General features: G+C 40.0%; 18 protein-coding genes. All 18 read left to right on the forward strand.

The genetic code is table 11. The features are described from left to right. The first annotated feature begins 79 nt into the window (after positions 1-79). The 18 genes from V6C11_RS12975 to V6C11_RS13060 all read left to right on the forward strand — a co-directional run bounded on the left by V6C11_RS12975 (position 80) and on the right by V6C11_RS13060 (position 21420). The gene (locus tag V6C11_RS12975) at positions 80-1441 is read left to right on the forward strand and encodes a stalk domain-containing protein (protein WP_333531599.1); all 1362 of its coding nucleotides are present in this window, start codon (positions 80-82) and stop codon (positions 1439-1441) included. Between the two features lie 173 nt (positions 1442-1614). After that, on the forward strand, positions 1615-3831 hold the full coding sequence (locus V6C11_RS12980; RefSeq protein ID WP_333531601.1) for a copper amine oxidase N-terminal domain-containing protein: 2217 nt from the start codon (positions 1615-1617) through the stop codon (positions 3829-3831). Positions 3832-3918: 87 nt separating this feature from the next. Beyond that, positions 3919-5004, forward strand: coding sequence for a TolC family protein (locus V6C11_RS12985; RefSeq protein WP_333531602.1), 1086 nt, complete (start codon positions 3919-3921; stop codon positions 5002-5004). A gap of 199 nt (positions 5005-5203) precedes the next feature. Next, positions 5204-6010 (forward strand): SLAP domain-containing protein, encoded by an 807-nt coding sequence (locus V6C11_RS12990; RefSeq protein ID WP_333531603.1) that lies wholly within the window; start codon positions 5204-5206, stop codon positions 6008-6010. A gap of 73 nt (positions 6011-6083) precedes the next feature. Further along, a complete protein-coding gene (locus V6C11_RS12995) occupies positions 6084-6464 on the forward strand; it encodes a hypothetical protein (RefSeq protein WP_333531604.1) in 381 nt (126 codons plus the stop codon). A 236-nt stretch (positions 6465-6700) separates the two neighbouring features. Further along, positions 6701-7192 carry a tetratricopeptide repeat protein gene (locus V6C11_RS13000; protein WP_333531605.1) on the forward strand — a complete coding sequence of 164 codons (492 nt, stop codon included), beginning with the start codon at positions 6701-6703 and terminating at the stop codon, positions 7190-7192. 3 nt (positions 7193-7195) lie between these two features. Further along, positions 7196-8713 (forward strand): O-antigen ligase family protein, encoded by a 1518-nt coding sequence (locus tag V6C11_RS13005; RefSeq protein ID WP_333531606.1) that lies wholly within the window; start codon positions 7196-7198, stop codon positions 8711-8713. 121 nt (positions 8714-8834) lie between these two features. Next, a complete protein-coding gene (gene wbaP, locus V6C11_RS13010; protein ID WP_333531607.1) occupies positions 8835-10352 on the forward strand; it encodes an undecaprenyl-phosphate galactose phosphotransferase WbaP in 1518 nt (505 codons plus the stop codon). A gap of 67 nt (positions 10353-10419) precedes the next feature. Then, on the forward strand, positions 10420-11412 hold the full coding sequence (gmd, locus tag V6C11_RS13015; RefSeq protein WP_333531608.1) for a GDP-mannose 4,6-dehydratase: 993 nt from the start codon (positions 10420-10422) through the stop codon (positions 11410-11412). Between the two features lie 6 nt (positions 11413-11418). Then, on the forward strand, positions 11419-12366 hold the full coding sequence (locus V6C11_RS13020; protein ID WP_333531609.1) for a GDP-mannose 4,6-dehydratase: 948 nt from the start codon (positions 11419-11421) through the stop codon (positions 12364-12366). Positions 12367-12379: 13 nt separating this feature from the next. Continuing rightward, complete coding sequence (locus tag V6C11_RS13025; protein ID WP_333531610.1) at positions 12380-13870, forward strand: mannose-1-phosphate guanylyltransferase/mannose-6-phosphate isomerase; 1491 nt, start codon at positions 12380-12382, stop codon at positions 13868-13870. Continuing rightward, a complete protein-coding gene (locus V6C11_RS13030; protein ID WP_333531611.1) occupies positions 13836-14675 on the forward strand; it encodes an ABC transporter permease in 840 nt (279 codons plus the stop codon). Before V6C11_RS13025 ends, V6C11_RS13030 begins: the two co-directional genes overlap by 35 nt. Before the next feature lie 11 nt (positions 14676-14686). Next, a complete protein-coding gene (locus V6C11_RS13035) occupies positions 14687-15949 on the forward strand; it encodes an ABC transporter ATP-binding protein (protein WP_333531612.1) in 1263 nt (420 codons plus the stop codon). Positions 15950-15959: 10 nt separating this feature from the next. After that, positions 15960-16577, forward strand: a complete 618-nt coding sequence (locus V6C11_RS13040; protein WP_333531613.1) for an acyltransferase — start codon at positions 15960-15962, stop codon at positions 16575-16577. Between the two features lie 37 nt (positions 16578-16614). Then, on the forward strand, positions 16615-17859 hold the full coding sequence (locus V6C11_RS13045) for a class I SAM-dependent methyltransferase (RefSeq protein ID WP_333531614.1): 1245 nt from the start codon (positions 16615-16617) through the stop codon (positions 17857-17859). Positions 17860-17885: 26 nt separating this feature from the next. Next, on the forward strand, positions 17886-18938 hold the full coding sequence (locus V6C11_RS13050; protein ID WP_333531615.1) for a glycosyltransferase family 4 protein: 1053 nt from the start codon (positions 17886-17888) through the stop codon (positions 18936-18938). Positions 18939-18949: 11 nt separating this feature from the next. Further along, the gene (locus tag V6C11_RS13055; RefSeq protein ID WP_333531616.1) at positions 18950-19084 is read left to right on the forward strand and encodes a hypothetical protein; all 135 of its coding nucleotides are present in this window, start codon (positions 18950-18952) and stop codon (positions 19082-19084) included. Next, positions 19081-21420, forward strand: coding sequence for a glycosyltransferase family 4 protein (locus V6C11_RS13060; protein ID WP_333531618.1), 2340 nt, complete (start codon positions 19081-19083; stop codon positions 21418-21420). Before V6C11_RS13055 ends, V6C11_RS13060 begins: the two co-directional genes overlap by 4 nt. Positions 21421-21443: the final 23 nt, after the last annotated feature.

Consider the following 21443-nt stretch of genomic DNA (forward strand, 5'->3'; position numbering starts at 1 on the left):
AATAATGGTTGCTTTATTAGCATAATACTTAATGGATAAATATAACTCACAAAATAAATATAACAAAGGAGGAGCGAAAATGCTTAGAATTCTGATGACTTTATTAATTGGATTCCTAGTTTCACTTCCTTTACCTGCCATAGCCAGTCAAAGTATATCGCTGGATGGACAGAAAATAGTTCTTACTCAACCACCGGTTACTGAACAGGGAAGGACCTTTGTGCCATTAAGGGTAATTGCTGAAGCAGTAGGCTGCGAAGTAGGCTTTGATAGCAGTATTCAAACTGTACGTATTCAGAAACATGATCAAATAATTCGCATGAAATTAGCAGAAAATGAAGCATATATTAATGAAAATAAGGTTTCGCTGGATGCACCTGCTTTTCTAAAGAATGGAATAACTCTGGTGCCGTTGCGCTTTATTTCAGAGAATCTGGGGTTGGATGTTCAATATACAGAAGGAGAAATTAAACTAACTACCAAAGATTATGCAAAAATTTTCTATATTGATGTAGGCAACGGTGATGCTACCTATATTCAACTGCCCAACCATACGGATATTCTAATTAATGGTGGTAACGAAAAAACCTATATAAACGTACTTGAAGTATTACGAAAACAAAAGGTTGATGACCTGGAATTGGTAATAAATACCCATCCGGGAGCCGGTCAAATGGCTGGTCTTGCAAAAATTTTAAAAAAATACAAGGTAGAAAGAATTATTGATAGCAATGCCGCTGTTGGGGAAAGCTATTATGTCGAGTATCAAAAAGCAGCAAAGGAAACAGAAGCCAAGTGGGAAGTGGCTAATAATCAAACGATACAATTTCCGGGAGCCACTATAAGCATCTTGACTAACCAAGCAGGGACATGGGGCAGAGATTTTGCAGGAAAATCAGCTGTGACTCTCATAACCATTGGTGATATCAGATTTTTATTTATGGGAGGGCTTTGTTACCCACTGGATGGGCAACTAGATTTAAATAAACCTGTTCAAGTATTACTGGCCGCGGATGCTGGCAGTAATAAATCTTCAAGCGAAGCGCTATTAAAGAAGGCTCAACCGGAAACCGTGATTATATCGGTAGACAAAGATAATAAATATGGCTTTCCCCATGCGGACACCGTTTCTAGAATCCAAAATGCCGGTGCAAAAGTTTTTGCCACATCAGCTAACGGTACCGTGGTAGTTACAACCGATGGCAAATCATATGAGGCAGTAATAGAACGACAGGGCGAAGCCATTACAAAGCGAAGAGTAGAACCGCCAGTGGATCAGAGTCAGGGACTCTATGTCGGTGATAGTAAGACCCATATCTTCCACTGGCCATCCTGCAGCGAGGCAAAAGAAATCAAGTACTACGATCGAGTTTGGTTTAAAGATGCTCAGCATGCGCTTGACAATGGATATCAAGCAGATATTTTTTGTCGGCCAGAATAATTTTTTTATAAAAACGTGGAACCTTTTCTGAAACCCCTGCGTCTATGTCTATGAAACGGTAAAGATGGCAGATAAAATAAGAGCTGGCTAATCTTACCGAACCAACTAAGGACTAGCAGACCGAAGGGTCCTGAGCTAGGAAATATTAATATTTTCAATAGGAGGTAAGAATCTTGAAAAGAACTAGAAAAGTAGTATCCACCTTGGTAACTGTTGCCATGGTAGGAACATTGGTTCTTCCAATTGCTGCAGGCCCTGCCTTTGCAGCATCTGACAACCGTGTAAGCAAAGTAATTAATGTGGCTGATGATTACGAAGGCAAGCTCGGTACCCTGAGCATTAGCGAAGATGAGGATTATGCTGGCGATTTCACATCTGGTGAAACCTTCACACTGACCCTGCCCAGCAATGTTGAGTGGGCTGACGGCACAAACAACGATGACAAATTAGATGTTAGAGATTACATTGATGGCCCCGTAACTGCAAGACTAGTTAACGACCAAACATTAGAACTTAAATTTACAGATGCAGTTACCAGTAAGGCTTCTAAAATAGCAGATGTGGTAGATATTGATATGGCCATTGTTGTGGACGGTGCTGAAGGTGATATTAAGGTTAGCATCGATGGAAGAGACTCTGGCGTAACCGAAGGTGATTATTTAATTGCCCGCGTTAGCAGTGGTAGTACTGTGACCACCGCCATGGACACCAAAACCATGGGTGATGGCTTCTCTAAAGGTGGTACCATTAGAATTGAAGAAACTTCAGTTAATGCTATCGGCACTTCTGAGCAAGAAATTAAATTGAAGTTACCTAACAATTTCGTTTGGAGTTCTGATTATAAAACCACAAAATACGACGATGTTAAAGATTATATCACCTTCAGTGGCGGTTTCAGCCCTGCTGATTTTGTAAAAGCTGAAATTAGTGATAGAAACCTAACCATTACCATTGACCCTGCATCTAGCAGAACCCAGCGTGGCGTTATCTACGTTGTGCCTTACTTCAAAGCTGACAAAAAAGCTGATTATGGCGATATAGAAATCAACGTTTCTGGTGATGAAATTGATGACGCTGATGTAATAGTAGCTACTTACGCTGACTTTGGTATTGAACTGGCCGTAGATGATGTTGAAACTGTAGTGGCTGGTCAATATGCACAAGAAACTGGTACCCTGACCATTGAGGAAGCTGTACCTGGCACCTTGATTGCTGGTCGTGACCTTACCATCGAGCTTCCTTCTTGGGTAAAAATTACTAAAGTAAAAACTAAAGTTAAAAAAGGTGACAATAGCTTTAATGTTAAAGTAGATGAGTATGACGGTGAAGACAATACCATCGACTTGAACATTGAGAATGGAACCAAAAAGACCGCTGCTAAAATCGAAGTTGACTTTGAAGTATCTGTACAGGCCAACAAGTCTGGCGATATCGAAGCAGTTGTATCCGGTAAATCCGGCGGTGAAGGTGAAATTGTAATTGCTAAGGCTGTTGCACCTGTAAGCGTTGAATCTGTTGCCAAAGCTCAGCTAAAGATTGGTGTTCAAGATCAACCGATGTCTGATATCATCATTACCGAAACTGCTGCTGGAAACATCCTTGAGAAAGATTCCTACAATAAAGATGGTCAAATCGTTGTTAAATTACCAGCTAACATCGAATGGGGTGCCAATCCTAAAGTCGAAGTTACTGAAGGCAATCTGGAAATCGACGAAGATAACATCGATACCAGTGGTAGCTACCTGTACATCCCTGTTGACTCCGAGTCCAGCAAAGCCAGCAAAATTAAAATCTCTAACATTATCGTGGACATTAACCGCGTAGTTCCCGAAGGTCCCGTAGAAGCTAAGATTATGGGTAATGCTTTGGTTGAAAACAACAAGGAGTCCGAAGGTTGGTTAGATGATGCTAAGCCGACTGGCGACGACAAAGGTAACGTAGGCACTCTGGATGCCGGTGAATTCGATACCGATAACGTAGTTAAAGTAGTTGTAGGTACCGTTGTAACTCCTGCTCCTGAAGCTGGCACCGCTGTCTTCAACGTAGGCTCCTCCATCTACACTGCTGGTGGCGTAACCAAGGTTATGGATGCTGCTCCTTACATTAAAGAAGGCCGCACCTACGTACCTGTTCGTTACTTAGCTCTGGCTCTGGGCGTAGCTGAAGAAGACATTGCTTTTGAAAACGGCGTTGTAACCCTCACCAAAGGTGAAAGCGTTGTTACCCTGACTATCGGAAGCACTGTTCTGACTCAGAACGACTCCACCGTAACCATGGACGTTGCTCCTGAAGTTAATAACGGCCGCACCATGTTGCCCGCACGTTTCGTAGCTGAAGCTTTTGGCGCAATGGTTGGCTATGCTAACGGTCAGGTTGTAATTTCTCAATAATTAAGTAGTCAAGTAAGCAACTAATTAAAGAAAGCCCAGACCGACTGGTCTGGGCTTTCTTAATCTAACATTTAGGAGGGAAAATTTGTGCGTTTAAAAATTCAGCGGTATATCTGGCTGACACTATTGCTTACCCTTACACTTACTGTTCCTGCCTTTGCACAAGACAATACCGCCGACCCCTCTCTAGACTTAAACCAAGCTATTAAAAAAGCGTTAGCTCATAGTGCTACAATTAAAAATCAACAGTTAAGCATTGATCAAAATGAAATACAACGTGATAATGCCCAGCAAGCTATGAAGTATATCCCCACTAGTTACGACTATAACCCGGAAGACACCAACACATTCAAAGCCTTTTATGGGGTCGACTTTGAGTATAGAAAAGGAAAGAAAAAGTTAGAGGCAGACAAAAGGCAAGTTGTGGTGGATGTAACCAAAGCCTACTATGAAGTAATTAAGAAAAAAACAGCTCTGGAAGAAAAGAAACTTACTCAAGCTAAAAACATTATAAAACTAGGGCAAACCAATGCCAAGGCCGCTGTGGGTATGATCACCGCAGCTGATATATTGGCTGCGGAGACTGCTGTAGCGGCAGATAGGGCGGCAATAAAAGAAGCTGACATGAATTTAGAAAATTCCTATAGTAATTTAAATAGATTAATAGGTCAAGACCTTGCTGGGCGGCCAATTCTCACCGATGCCATTGTCTTTGCTCCATCCGGCATTAAAACCGATGAACAGGTTCTCAAGGCAATTAACAATTCTTATGAAATGTGGACTGCCAATGAAGGTGCAAAATTAGCAAGTTTGACTAAGTACTTTGAATACTGGTCTGACATTGGAATTAAGTCTGAAGCCCAGGCCCACAATGCTGCTTCCGACACCAGGGAAGGCATGAAAGTTCAAGTGGAAGAACTCTGCCACGGCATTTTGGCCCTGGAAGAAAAATATATCGAGTTAGACAAGCAGCTACAACAACTGCAAGAAAACCTAAGGGTCATAAAGATCCAGTATGAACAGGGTTTAGTTACCAGAGATGCCGTATTGTCTGTGGAGGAACTATTGAAAAAGATTGAGAATGGAAAACTTGAGGTTGCTTCCACGCACGCAGTTTCATTAAAATCCCTATATCGTCTTACTGGAGAACTAAGTGTAATTCCTGCCAAATAGCAAAAGAAGTTTCAAAAAAGTCGTTGACTGCATAGTCACGGCTTTTTTATTTACTATGAAATAATCAAATATTGTCCAGTATCAACGAAGAAACAGGAATTTTGATGCATTTGGAGTAAAGTATCTGGTATAATAAATAAGCGTAATTACCAAAATGATTTTTAATGATGCATATATACTCGAACAGGGGGATTATATAATGAACGAGCAGATTCAGAAAAATGGCCTTTCACTTTCTTTGCATCCGGATAAAATAATCAAAACATCTGATCTAGAAAAGAAACTACTCCTTGAAGAGATTTCCCAACTCCCGGCTGTAGAATCTGGTACCAGTGTAGCTTTGGATGGGATATTTACTGTAAAATATGAGGATTTTTTACAAGTGGGCTTCTATATTAGAAACTATCTTGATAGGGCAATTATTTTTGGCAACCTTACCCTTAAAGTAATGAATAATTCCGAAGAAGTGTTAGCCAGCCAAGTATTTAGATTAGTAGAGATGGGACAGATTCCTCCCCGTAGTGTTCGCCCCTGGCAAGTACATTTTAATAATGAAAATATATTTGCTGAAGATATTCATCAACATAAATGGAAGTTAGCCATAGAGGAGGATATAAACCAGGTATATCTTCCTAAAATAGAGGATACCCTACCGAAACCCTTAAGCTCAGAGGAATTAGAAAAACTAAAGGATTTTATTAGAAGAGATGCCCCCTTGGCAGCAGGAGAACTAAGGGTAATTCCCTATGATATTAAGCAACAAATAGAGGGAACACTACAGGTATCACTGTTAATTCGAAGTAATGTTGAAAAATCATTACTGTGGCAAGAGTTTGGTATTACTGTTATAGATGCTAGTGGACAAGCTATGGCCCATGGTTTTTTTGACATAGGTCGAAATATCATTGAAGCAGGCACTTTCTTTTTTAGAACCTTTACCTTCCCGCCGGATACCGTGCTGATAAATAACGCTGATATTAGTAACTGGACAATAAGATTATTATAATTGTAATATTCATGAGGTGTATATTAAATAATAGCTATAAGGTAACTACAATGATTGGAGGAGTGCAATAACGATGAAGGACGTTGCAGATAAAGTTGAGTATATAGGAATTCTCCTAAGTCTTACAACCAGTAATGAAAAAGTGACACCTTCTCAAAAAGGGCAGGTAGCAACAATATTAAAAAATTACCAAGTCCCCGAGACATACTTGGACAAAGTTTGGCGGCAGATAAATTTAAAGCTTCCTCTGGAAGACTTGCTTAAGCCTATTGAAGAAAAGGATAACAATTACAAGTTGAAACTATTACAAGATCTTGCGTTTGTTTTCCTTTCCAATGGGACATACGGTCAACAAAAGATATTGCTGAATAAAGTTGCGAGTATAATGGGGTTTAAAGTTGACCTCGAAGGTCTAAAAAACCATGTATTGTCGCAGAGCAATAAAAAAGGCTAATAAACATAACTTTTTATCAACCGGAAGTGCCTTAGTCTAAGGCACTTTTTAGCTATCTGAGAACATAAACAAAGTATAATTGTGGTATAGTTGGATCTTGATATATAAATTACAACAAATTGCCTAGAGGATATCCTTTATATTACAAGAAGTATTAGAAGTTAGAGGATATTAAAAGGTTCGTTGAGATTAGATAATAACTAACGAATCAATGGCTTCATGATGAGAGGTGTAATATGAGTAAGCACAAACCCCTAAACAACACATATATCTTTGTTGGTCTTTTAGTCATTTCACTGGCATGTATAATAGTTATATTAATAACCAGTCAAGAACAAGATAAAAAGTTCATTGAAGACTATCAAATATTTATGGCAGCACAGCAATTGGAGAAAAAGGGTAACTACGACGATGCTGAAAAATTAATACAAAGACTGCTACCTCAATACCAAAAAAATTATCAAGTCCAATGGCATTATGGGACTATTTTATTAAACCAAAAAAAATATACAGAAGCAGAGGAGCAGATGCGACTGGCTAGGGAAATTAGGCCGGCCTTAGTCATGACCCCCAGGTACTTATACGAGTATGGTCAAATATCATATTACCTCAATAACTTAGAAGTAGCAGAAAGGTATCTCTTAGAAAGTCAAAAATATAACCAACCGGAAATAAATAAAAAATCCCGAGAATTATTAGAAGTAGTTGCAAAGGGGAAGAAGGGATAGAAGATGCTAAGTAAGGAAAGACCTAGCACGATTGATTCATACATACATTGGGTACTTATTTTTGCAGTGGCAATAATACCATTAATCATCAGAGCCAAAGTTGTTGTTTTTGCTGCACCAGACTTTATTAATAATATTGCTGATACTGGGTTAAAGCCAGATATTTTTAGTTACTATAAATGGGTCTTCTTAATGATATGCACATCTGTTGCACTAATATTATTTATAGCCAAGATAATTGCTGGTCATAGGATCAAAAACAGCTACATAAATATACCTTTATTAATCACTGCTGTAATAATTTTGGTATCAGCTCTCAGTGCCGATTATAAAAGCATAGCAGTAAAAGGAATGTATAATAGGTTTGAAGGAGCAATAACATATCTCTGTTATTTATTATTATTTTTTATTGCTGCCAATACAACCGTTAATAAACAACTTTTAAAAAGAATTACCATCGCTATTGGAATATTTGTTGGCGTTAATGTTATACTCAGCCTTAGTAATTTCTGGGGCTATGATGTAGTTTCCAGTTTTATAGCCAGTAATATTGTGTTACCAGCAAACTTAGAAAACCTAGGCAAAGGTGTCATCATGGGAACCTTAAGTCACCCCAACTATTTAAGTGGTATTGCCGGTACTTGTACCGTAATGTTTATGTATCTTTCTGCCATAAGTGACAGTGCTAAAAATAAAATAAGTTGTGGTTTGTTCTCGATTATTTCCTTTGCGCTGTTGCTATCGTCACTTTCCAGTAGTGGCTTTGTTAGCTTAGCGCTGGTATTACCAGTATGTTTATTCTTTTTACTGTTTCTTGCTAAAAACAAAGTTAAAGCCTTTGTAACTGTTGGTGTGATATTCGTAGGATTCTCTCTGATATTCACCCTCATGAATAACCATAACGAAAGAGTCTCTAGTGAGACATTTAAATTTTTTGATAATTTATATGGGGCAGTACAAGAACAAGTAAGTTTTGAACAGAGACCCTTTGACTTGATTAAATTCGCTGAAGCCAGTAGTATGACTGCCTTAGATGAGTTTGACTTACCAGAACCGGCTTTTTCCTCAGGAACAGGCAGAACCTATATTTGGCAAAAAACCTTAGAATTAATGCTTCAAAAACCATTTGTAGGTTATGGTTTTGATACAATAACTTATTATTTTCCACAAAATGATAAGTATAAGATTTCTGGTATTTTTTCTTATAACACTTTAGTTGACAAACCACATAACATGTATCTAGGTATTGGTTTTGGCATAGGTATCATAGGTTTATGCTCTCTGTTAGTATTATTTGTTACCCACATATTTAATACCTGTATAAATATTGTTAAGAAAAGAAGCGATATTATATTCTTTCCTGCCCTGTTTCTTTTTTATATTACCTTCCTAGTGCAAGCTCTATTTAATGATTCGGTTATTGGAACATCCGTTATTTTCTGGATTGTTGCAGGTATTGGTGTTTCTTTAAATAATCAAATAAAAGACCGACATGTCGTTAACGACACAGGCAAAGAATGAAAACAAACTAACCAAGGGTCTGACCTCTGGGCAGTAAGGAACCGAGGTGTCTGGCACCGTCGAATGACCATGCTATTTTCAGACTAACTGAAAATAATGAGTTCTATTAAGGAGAGAAAATATGCACGGTGTGCCGCAACGAGAAGCTACAAAATTTTTGAAAACAGGTAGGGCTGGGGAAATAAAGAAAAAATTTTCCGTAGGAGTTCGTACCAAGAATCTTTTTGCCATTCTGTTGATACTGGGATCTGATTTGATAATTCTTTACTTGTCACTTATACTGGCTTACTTCACAAGACTATATGTGCTGCCTCAGGTACACCTGGCATTCCAAAGTACTATTACTCCGGAGAGTTTACTTAACATTTGGTGGTTTCCCTTGTTATGCGTCATAGTATTGGCCCGTGAGGGACTTTACCACGGGAGAAAACCCTTTTGGCAGGAAATTCAGGCTATTATTAGAGGGATTACCTGGGCAATCTTTTTTACCATCTTCGTAATTTTTATTAATAAATCTGCCAATGTTAATTCCAGACCGTTAATCCTAATGACGTATGTTTACTTGGTAATTATATTTCCAATCATACGTATGTTCTTTAAAAAGTTGCTAGTAAAGATAGGCTTATGGAAAAAGCCGATTATCATTTTAGGAACAAGAAAAGCGGCCCACTTAATAAGCAGTGCCTTAAGTCGCGAATCTAATATGGGGTTTTACCCAATGGGATTATTAGAATACAATAATCAAAAAGAAAAGGGGACTTCAGATAGCAACCATGATATACCTGTTTTAGGGAAATTTGCAGATGCTACCGAGGTGCTTAAGCGGACAAACGTGAAAGACGTAATCATTGTTGCCCCTGATATGGATGATCTTGAGCTAGTAGACCTAACGAATAAATTGCAAAAATGTGCTAACGTTATGCTCATACCTAGTTTGGTCGGTTTACCGCTTACAAGCATAAAAATTGGTTATTTCTTTAACGAAAAGACATTAATCCTTTCTATTAACAATAATCTAGCATCTGTATCAAACCGAATCTTCAAACGCATATTTGATTTAAGTGTCAGCCTATTATTGCTGCCCATTATCTTACCAATTCTCGGAGTGATTGCGTTGGCAATTAGGGTGGATTCAAAAGGGCCAGTGATTTTTGCGCAAAAAAGAGTTGGGCACGGCGGCAAGACATTTAATTGTTTTAAGTTTCGCACCATGATTATGGACGCTCAAAAGGTATTAGAAAATATCTTAGACAGTGATCCACAAACTCGCAAAGAATGGGAAGCAGATTTTAAATTAAAAAACGACCCTAGAATAACCAGAGTAGGAAAGTTTTTAAGGAGGACAAGCCTTGATGAATTTCCCCAATTACTAAATGTTATGCTGGGGCAAATGAGTTTTGTCGGTCCTAGGCCCATTATAGAAGATGAAATTGAAAAGTATGGTAGCTATTTCCAAGATTTCACCATGGTTTTGCCAGGTATCACGGGTTTGTGGCAAGTTAGCGGTCGCAATGATGTGAGTTACGATGAAAGAGTGCAATTGGATATATGGTATGTACGAAATTGGTCCTTGTGGTTGGATATTGAGATATTACTAAGAACGGTTTCAGTTGTATTAAACGGGAAAGGTGCCTATTAAGCCAATTATTTTGACAATTGCATGTGAGATAGTACCTGCTGGATTTTTAATTCGAAGGGAGTTCAACATGAATAAATCAGCATTAGTAACAGGTATTACCGGCCAGGATGGAGCCTATCTAGCTAAACTATTGCTAGAAAAGGGTTACCGTGTATATGGTTTCATGCCAAGGCGCAGTTCCAGTATGAATTGGCGTTTGCAGTACCTGAATATAGATCAAGATATTGAAATCATCGAGGGAGATATCATGGATGTATCCTCCCTTATCAGAGCCATAAAAAAATCCCAGGCACGAGAGATCTATAACCTTGCGGCCCAGAGCTTTGTGGGGACATCCTGGGAACAGCCCATCCTAACAGCCCAGGTTACAGGTTTGGGGGTAGTAAATGTTCTAGAAGCCATCCGGTTAACCGATCCGTCCATACGTTTTTATCAGGCTTCCACCAGTGAAATGTTTGGTCTGATTCAGGAAGCTGAGCAGTCCGAAAAAACACCCTTCTATCCTAGAAGTCCTTATGCAGCGGCCAAAATATACGGACATTGGATAACGATTAACTACCGTGAAAGTTTTAAAATGTTTGCCTGCAGTGGTATTTTATTTAACCATGAATCACCTATTCGTGGTATCGAATTTGTGACTAGAAAGGTCACCGATGCAGTTGCTCGGATCAAGTTAGGGCTTCAAAAGGAACTTTTTTTAGGCAATATTGATGTAAAAAGGGACTGGGGCTATGCCGGTGATTATGTGGAGGCAATGTGGCTCATGCTGCAGCAGGAAACCCCCGATGATTATGTTGTGGCCACAGGCAGAACCACCACCGTTCGTGATATGTGCGACATTGCTTTTAAACATGTGGGTCTTTTTTATGATGATCATGTGGTGATTGATCCCAGGTTCTATAGACCGGCGGAAGTTGAGGTGTTGTTGGGGAACCCGGCCAAGGCGAAGGAAAAACTGGGCTGGGAGGCTAAAACCAGTTTGGCGGAATTAATTCATATGATGGTTGATGCCGATATGGAAAGAGTAGAGCGAGAGATTAAAATGCTGGGCTCGAGGTAAGGTAATATGAGAATACTAGTTACTGGAGCCGGGGGGTTTGTGGGAATCCACCTGCTGCGTCTTTTGCAAGGAAAACATAACCTGTTTGCAGCTACCAGACACATCAGAACCCAAGCCCAAGCGAATGTTCAATGGCTAAGTCTGGATATAACCAATAAGGAAAGTATCAGTAAGACGTTGGAAAAGACCAAACCCGAAGCAGTCATTCACCTGGCGGCCCAAAGCATGGTAAAGCTGGCCTGGAAGGACCCTGCTAAAACCCTTGATATTAATACCATGGGAACCATTCATTTATTAGAAGCCATGAAAAATATAACTCCGGAGGCCCTGCTAATAACAGTGGGCTCCAGTGAAGAATACGGTCTTACGGGTAAACAGGGTGTTCCGTTGATAGAAGAACAACCCTGTTTACCACAAAACCCCTATGCCACAAGTAAATTAGCCATGGGGCAGCTAGCCTTGCAATTGGGCGGACGCTTTGGACTAAAAGTAATCCATATGCGTCCATTCAATCACTTTGGACCAGGGCAGCAAATTGGTTTTGTGGTCAGTGATTTTGCCTCCCAAATCGCGGCAATTGAAAACAACCTAAGGAAACCCTTTATAAAAGTAGGCGACCTTACTGCCTATCGGGATTTTACCGATGTACGTGATGTAGTAAAGGCCTATTCATTTATCATTGAACAACAACCGGAACCGGGGATCTACAATGTTTGTTCCGGCGTTGCTTATTCTGCGGGAGATATTCTAGATAGCTTGCTTAGGCAAGCAAGCGTTCCCATTACCGTGGAAGTGGACCCCAAACGAATGCGTCCATCAGAAGTGCCGCTGTTTATTGGTTCAAATCATAAAATACATAAAGCAACGGGCTGGAAACCCACCAAAGATTTTGAACAGAGTATTCTAGACACCTTGAACTGGTGGCGGTCCAAAGTTAAACAGCACTCTAACTAAAGGGGGCAGCAAAGTGACTGAATTAATTGTTACAATAATGGCAGGGGGCAAAGGAGAAAGATTCTGGCCCTACAGCCGTACCGATAAACCAAAACAGTTTTTGCGGGTTTCGGGGGATAAAACCCTGCTGCAGCAAACCGTTGACAGAGCCTTGAAATTAACTAAACCGGAAAACATCTACATTGTTACCGATCAAGCCTTTGTGGCCACGGTGGCGGAGCAAGTACAAGAGGTACCCACGGAAAATATTTTAATTGAACCCTTTGGGCGGGATACTGCTCCTTGTTTGGCATTGGCAGCCCTGCATCTGGAAAATAAATACCCCAGCAGCTTAATGGTGGTATTGGCAGCAGACCATCTAATTATTGATGTGGATAAATTTTGTCAAACAGTACACTACGCAGCAAAGGTGGCAGAACACCTAAATGGGCTGGTTACCATCGGTATTAAACCCAGTAGACCTGAAACAGGCTATGGCTATATTAAGAGCAGCTGCGAATTAGACTTACAGGAGCAGGGGTTTACCACCTATAAGGTAGAACAGTTTGCTGAAAAACCAGATATTGGGCGTGCTTTGCACTACTTGCAGAGCGGTGAATATCTTTGGAACAGCGGTATGTTTGTCTGGAAAACATCTGTTCTGATGAACTGCCTGCAACGTTACTGCTTGGATATTTACGAACGAATTAATCAGTTGAAAACCTATCTTGGTCAAGAAAACTATTATTCTACCCTAGAACAAATATACAAAAATTTACCTAAAATTTCTATAGATTATGCAATTCTAGAAAAGGAAGATAAAATATATGTGGTACCCGGAGAATTTGGTTGGGATGATCTGGGAACATGGACATCACTGGAAAGGGTTAATCCCACCGATGATAGCGGTAACCTAATCCAGGGTAATGTTGTGATGATGGAGACGAAAGATTCCATTATCCGGTCAGAGTCCGATGACAAGTTAATTGTAACTTTTGGCCTAGAAAATGCCCTGGTGGTGGATACACCGGATGTCCTGCTAGTTGCCGACAAGGGTCGCACCCAGGATTTAAAAGCTGTTCTTAAAGAATTAAAAGAGAATGGTTTGGAAAGCTTCCTTACCTCTGTTAAGAGGGAGAAAAAGGAAGGGGTAGACATCAATAGCCTGCCTTGGGACTGCAAGACAAAGGAAAAACCCTGGGGCCGCGAAGTATGGTGGAGTGTCACAGAAAAATATGTTGGCAAAGTTCTTTTTGTCAAAGCAGGACAATGTTTAAGTAAACAATATCATGAAGTAAAAAGTGAAAGCATGGTATTTACAACGGGCAGTGGCTATATTGAAATAAACGACAAGAAGTTAGCCATTCGTCCGGGTTTGGTAGTGGATATACCGGCCGGTACCGTACATAGGGTAGAGGCCATCACCGATGTTACTATCTTAGAAGTATCTACACCGGAACTGGATGATGTTGTTCGTTTGGAAGATAAATATGGCAGAAATAAACACCTGGCTGCAGGTGAATAAATTCATCCCATCAAGAGGGAGCAATGGCATGCTGCATAGGATTAAAGAAATATACATGTATCGGGAAATGTTAAAAAATCTGGTTAAGAGGGATTTACGAACCCGCTACAAAGGTTCAGCTTTGGGCTTTTTGTGGACATTTATAAACCCCTTACTACAGTTGGTGGTCTATTCTTTTTTATTCTCAACCATTTTAAGAATGAATGTTGAAAAATATCCTATGTTTCTTTTTGTTGCGCTCCTCCCCTGGGTGTATTTAGCCACCACCACCCAGGTAGGGGCAAACTTAATAATTGCTAATAATAACATGGTAAAAAAGATTTATTTTCCCAGGGAGATATTACCCATATCCATAGCCGTGTCAGGTTTTATTAACCTGGCTCTAAGTCTGCTTGTTGCAATGGCCGCTTTGCTTGTCTTTAAAATACCCTTAACCATTAATCTTGTTGCTCTGCCAATCGTGATGGTAATACAATTTTTCTTTACCCTTGGGGTTACCTTTATAATTTCCTCTATCAATGTATACATGCGGGATATTGAACATTTATGGGGTATATTTGTTATGGCCTGGTTTTATATCACACCTATTGTCTATCCGATGGAAATGGTACCTAATGCATATCAAAAATACTTTTTTCTTAACCCAGCTGCTCTAATGGTATCTGCCTATCGGGATATATTATATCGGGGTGTATTTCCAAACCTTTTACACCTAATAAGCTTTTTTATACTTTCAGTTATAATTCTAGGGTTTGGCTATTACCTTTTTAAACGTTTGGAAAAAGATTTTGCAGAGGTAGTTTAGGAGAGGTTTGAATGGATTATGCTTTAGAAATAAATGATGTTTGGAAGAAGTATCGAATCTACCATGATAGAACTCCCACCTTAAAGGAAACGATGCTATTCCGAAACCGTACCAGGTATGAGGACCTCTGGGTATTAAAGGGAATCAATTTAAAGATTGAGAAAGGTAAGACCATTGGGCTTATCGGTCAGAATGGTTCTGGTAAAAGTACGTTACTAAAACTAATGACCAGAATTATTTATCCCAATCAGGGGAGTATCAAGGTGAATGGTAAAGTATCCAGTTTACTTGAACTTGGGGCGGGTTTTCACCTGGACTTTACCGGTCTTGAAAATATCTATATGAATGCTGCCATACTAGGTTTCGGTAAAAAAGAAATTGACAGGAAACTGAAGGATATTATCGATTTTTCAGAGCTGGGAAAATTTATAGATACTCCGGTAAGAACCTACTCATCCGGTATGTATATGAGGTTGGCTTTTTCCATTGCCATCAATGTAGAACCGGAAATATTCCTTATAGATGAAATTTTGGCCGTGGGAGACCAAAATTTTCAAATTAAGTGCTTTAATAAAATTAGAGAGTTTAAAGGAAAAAATAAAACCATTGTCATTGTCAGTCACGATTTGACATCCCTGGAAAAGTTATGCACAGAATTGGTATGGTTAGAAAATGGCATTATTAGGGAAATTGGAAAACCATCTCAGGTGATTGATAATTACAATGACAGCAATGCAGAAAGACGGGTTAGCCAGTCCCAAAAAGAAACAGCAACCCTTAAAGTAGATGAAGAAACAACGGCTGTTGCCCCCGAGGTAACAAATACGGAATCGTCAACGGACAACCGTTGGGGTACCAGGGAAATTGAGTTGGAAGAAATTATGCTCTATGATAAAGATACCCAACAGGAGAGACGGATAATTAAAACAGGTGACAGCGTAACATTATATCTAAAATTCAAGAGTGTAAAACCTATTGAAGATCCTGTTTTTGGGTTTTCCATATATTCCTTTGACGGCACATGTTGCTATGGCACCCATACCATGATTGACAGAATAAAAACACTAGACATAAATAAAGGAGCCATCGTCAGGGTAGATTTAGACAACCTAAACCTAATTCAAGGGAAGTACTGGCTGGATATAGGAGTTGCCGGCAAAGACCAGCATCAGTATGACTACATGCGCCGGGCCCTGGAGTTTGAGGTGGTATCACCCATATTGGATATTGGTATTTACCGACCAAAACACAAATGGCAAATTGAATATCTATGAGGTGAAGCCTATGATCACCGAGTTGTTTAAAGACATGCTAAACAACTTAGACAATCAAATAAAAATAAAACCTGAAAACACCATTCCCCATCATGCCTTGCTCATGATGGCTATGTGGCTGCCGGCTACAGTGGAAGAAAGGATAAAACTTTATCGCGGTTATGGGATAACCATTGGCGAGCATGTTTTTATTGATTACGGTGTTTGGCTAGAGCCGGGCATGCCGGATACAATTACCATTGAGGATTATGTAGTAATTTCCCATGGGGCGAAGATACTTGGCCATGATTCCTCCCTAAACAACATGGTGGATTTTCCAATTAAGAAAATGCCAGTTGTTCTAAAAAGAAATAGCTATATCGGAACCGGAGCTATCATAATGCCTGGTGTAACCATTGGCGAGAATGCCATCGTTGGAGCTGGGGCAGTTGTTACTAAGGATGTCCATGCGGATACAGTGGTTGTTGGCAACCCCGCCCGTAATATGGGGTCTGTTGTCGGGCTTTTAGGCAAATCAATGGAACATTTAAAGCATAACCCGGAAAAATATATTTCTATAGAATCTATCTATAGGCCACCTCTTGAAACACTGCCTAAGGGTTATAAACAGGCTTTAGAAAAACTGTAAGCTTTGTTGTGGTAAGGTAATCCCGAAGGAGGATAAAATGGACAAACCTTTACTTTCTACTGAAGAGGTAGTAAGCAAAATTCAAGAAAAGATGAGACAAATAAGAAAGGATAATCCTAGCCCGAGTCTTAAATTGCAAACTAGCAACCAAGATGAAGAAGCTGAAAGGCTTTCCAAAATGGACATAGAGATCCGTAATAATAATCTAAAATGGAATATCCAGACGGATAGGATTATTACCTCGCATAGAAAAATATTTGGTAGGTTTATTGTATTTGGCAAGAAAGTAATTCGCAAATTTTTACGGTGGTATATAAACCCACCCTTTGATCAACAAAGGGAATTTAACTCAAACATTACCAATACCTTGAACACCGTTGGGGATTTGATTAGGATACATTCTCAAAAACAAAGAGAACAGCAAAGTGATATTAGTAAAATGGTGGACAAAGAAGATCTGGCTGACATAATTAAGCAGATAAGCGATCTGGAAGAAAAAATGACAGGCCAAGTGACATATATAGCCAACCGCTTAAGACAACTGGACACAAATAAAACAAAATCTGATATAGTACCTCAAAAAGTAATTGTTTCGGATAAAGATAAAGCCTTGGATTTTGACTATTTTATGTTTGAACATCGTTTTAGGGGCAGCCGTGAGTCCGTTAAAGAAAAACAGAAGGATTACCTGGAGTTATTCAAGGGTAAAAACAATGTGGTTGATATCGGCTGTGGGCGGGGAGAATTTGTTGAGTTGCTTATAGAGAACGGTGTTGGAGTTACTGGCATTGATATAAACCGGGAGATGGTCAACTACTGCCAGGGACTTGGGTTGCCAGTGATTGAAAGTGATCTTTTTGTATATTTGGAAACTCAGGCTGATGATAGTTTAGATGGGATATTTGCAGCCCAAGTTATTGAACATCTTACACCGGCACAAATCATAGACCTGATCAGACTCTCTTACAGAAAACTAAAACCTACGGGTGTTTTACTGGCTGAAACCGTTAACCTGCATGCCCTGATAATTTTTGCTAACCAATTTTATATGGATCCGTCCCATGAAAAGCCTGTTCACCCTACGACGGTACAGTTTCTCATGGAGGGAGAGGGATTTAAAGAAATTAAGTTTATCTATTCTAACCCAGTTGAAGATAGAAAAATACCACACCTTTCTCTGGGAGGAGAAAGTGGGAACCTGGAAGAGTTTAACCGTGGCATTGAAAGTTTGAACCAGTTACTATATGGTCCGCAAGACTATGCCATCGTAGGAATTAAGTAACCGAGCAGATTTGGGGGAGAATAAATTTGAGAAAAAAAAGGGTGGCCATCTGTTTTTCCGGAGTTCCTTTTATTAAGGGAGGGGCCGAATTATGTGTTGAATCTCTGGCCAGGGAACTTAGCCAGAGGGGTTTGGCAGTAGAGATAGTTAACCTACCCTTTCAATGGAGTCCTAAACAGGAATTAATCAAGAATCTGGTGATGTGGAGGCTGCTTAATATAAAGGAGTTTGCTGGTAATCAGATCGACCTGGTTATCGCAACTAAATTCCCGTCCTATGTGATCAACCATCCCAACAAAGTAACCTGGCTGTTCCATCAGCATAGGGCAATTTATGATCTTTATGGAACTCCCTTTAGTGATTTCGAAGCGAACAATGAGGAAGATAACAAAATTAGGGAGCAAATCATTCGTTCTGATAATAAAACCTTAGCAGAATCCAGGACGATTTATACAATTGCCCAAAACACCTCAAACCGACTTAAATATTACAATAACTTGGATTCAACCCCTTTGTACCATCCTCCCAAGCACTATGGCAAGTACCATTGCCAGCAATATGGGGATTATATCCTTTCGGTGGGGAGATTAGAGGGCCTAAAAAGAATAGACCTGCTCCTTCGCTCTCTGAAACACACTGATCAGCAGCTGAAATGCATCATTGCAGGTACCGGCGGCATGGAGGGAGATCTTAAGAAGTTAGCTCAGGAACTGGGATTAGAGCATCGGGTGAAGTTTTTGGGATTTGTCAAAGATGAAGACCTATTGAAACTCTATGCCAACTGCAAAGCCGTTTACTTCGCTCCCTATGATGAAGACTACGGGTATATAACCCTGGAAGCCTTTTTATCAAGTAAGCCGGTGATTACCTGTAAAGATTCCGGTGGAGTTTTAGAATTTGCCGAACATAACGTCAATGCCTATGTTGCGGATATACCGGAACCGGCCCTTTTAGGGCAATATATGAATCAACTGCACAACAACCCCACTGCTGCCAGCGAACTGGGCAATAACGGCTACGTAAAAGTAAAGGATATTAATTGGGACCACGTGATAACAAAGCTAACAGAAGTTATTTAGGGAGAGGTATGATGGAAGAACAAATTCTGGGGGATATTGCCCGAATATTAGTTGACCTTGAGATAGAGGAAGCAAATTCAGATATTCTTAAAGAACTGGCCAATGTAATCCTTGATTTAGAACTACTACACGGAGGTAGTCGATGAGAATCGCAATAGTGGGACCCAGTCCGGTTCCCTTTACCATAGGTGGGGTTGAGAATCTTTTGTGGGGCTTAACAGGTTGGCTTAATGAGCACACGCCACACACAGTAGAACTGATTAAACTTCCCTCCAGAGAAAATAACTTTTGGGAAATAATTAATTCCTATGCTGCGTTTAGGAAGCTGGACCTCAGTTATTTTGACATGGTTCTGTCTACCAAATATCCCGCCTGGATGGTAAAACACGACAACCATATCTGTTATCTGCAGCATAGGCTAAGGGGTCTTTACGATACCTATCATTTTACCGGTTTAGGCACAGAAGTTCCACGGACTAACAAAAATATTAATGCCCTTTTGACACACATAGAGCATAAATCCATTTCAGTGGATCATTTGCTGGATGAACTATTAGGTTTAAGGGAAAAACAGATTCCACAGGAATTTTTCCAGTTTCCGGGACCTTTTATTAAAAAGATTATAACCTATCTGGATGATCAGGCCATGATAGATATTAAAAGGTTTTACTGTATTTCCCAAACAGTAAAAAACCGTACAGAGTATTTTCCACCGGGGGTTGTGCCTCAGGTAGTACATCATCCTTCCTTTCTTATGGGTTATCAAGCAAAATCATACGATTATATTTTTACTGTCAGCCGCTTGGACGGCCCCAAAAGAGTTAAACTTTTAATTAAGGCCATGCAATATGTAAAATCGGATATAAAACTCAAAATTGCCGGCACAGGTCCCATGGAACAAGAACTGAAGCAAATGGCTGCTAAGGACCCAAGGATAGAGTTTTTGGGTTTTGTAAATAATGACCGTCTTTTGGAGCACTATGCACAGGCTCTGGTAGTACCCTTTATGCCCTACGATGAAGATTATGGTCTAATTACCATAGAGGCCTTTATGAGTAAAAAACCCGTCCTCACCTGCCTGGATTCAGGCGGCAGTAACGAATTTGTTAAAGATAATCTGACAGGCTACAGCGTACCACCGGACCCTTGGGCTATAGCAGAAAAGTTGGATTTATTTGCCAACAACAAAGAGGCAGCTATTCAGATGGGCCAGGAAGGCTATCGCAAGGTGCAGAATATTAATTGGGAAAAGGTGGCGAAGAATCTCCTGGAGGTAAAACTAACGGTGCAACGGAAAAAGAAAATCGTTGTAACCACAACCATGCCGATTTATCCGCCTATGGGAGGTGGACAAAGCAGAATCTATAATCTATATAAACACCTAGCCGTAGATTATGATGTTGAGATTGTTTGCTTCACCAATTATGACCAACCAGCCTTTGACCAGATCATTGCCCCAGGGGTACGAGAAATTCGCTTACCCAAAAGTGTAAAACACCAAGAAAAAGAGTGGGACATTGAACGGCAAGTGGGATTGCCAGTGGGTGATGTAACAATGCCGTTGCTGTCCCAATATACACCAGAGTATGGGAAAACACTGCGGCGGAGGCTTCAGGGGGCAGATTTTGTTGTAATATCCCACCCCTACCTCTATGATGAGGTAGCAGAGGTTACTGGTGTCAAGGTCATTCACGAAGCCCACAATGTAGAATTTGATCTTAAGTCAAAGGTACTGGCCGCATCGTCTAAAAAACTTATAGATGAAGTCTTCAGAGTAGAAAAGTTAAGCTGTGAGAAAAGTGAACTTATCATGACCTGTTCCCAGGAGGATAAGGAAAGATTAGCAGAACTCTACCAGATACCTTTAGAAAAATTTATTATTGTTCCCAATGGTGTTGATCTTTCCAGTGTACCCTTTACCGGATGGGAAGAGCGGCGGAAAAATAAGAGAGAATTAGACTTAGAAAATGAATTTTTGGCTTTATTTATGGGCAGTTGGCACCCACCAAATTTAGAGGCCTGCGAAAATGTTTTTCAAATGGCCAAGCAAATACCAGAGGTTAAATTTTTGCTTTTGGGTAGTCAGTGTCTGGCCTTTGCCCAAAAAGAAATCCCCCCCAATGTTGGACTGCTGGGGGCAGTAACTGATGAAGAAAAGAACTATCTCTTTAGTCTGGTAGATATTGCACTAAATCCAATGGTATCCGGCTCCGGCACGAATCTAAAAATGTTTGACTATATGGCGGCAGGTATTCCGGTATTATCTACTGAATTTGGGGCCAGAGGGATTGGGGCAGTGAATGGTGAGCAGATATTGATCAGTTCATTAAGGGATATGCCCGGTGAGATTTATAAATTCCAAAACATGTCACCAGAGGCCAGCAGCAGCATTACTGCCCGTGCCGCAGACCTCGTGAGGGAACGTTTTGCTTGGAATAAAATTGCAGAAAAACTCCGGGAAAGATTAAAGAATTTCGATTAAAAGGAAGAATTCTTTTTAATGGG

This window comes from Desulfotomaculum sp. 1211_IL3151 (assembly GCF_036763075.1).
Taxonomy (GTDB): Bacteria; Bacillota; Desulfotomaculia; order Desulfotomaculales; family Desulfotomaculaceae; genus Desulfotomaculum.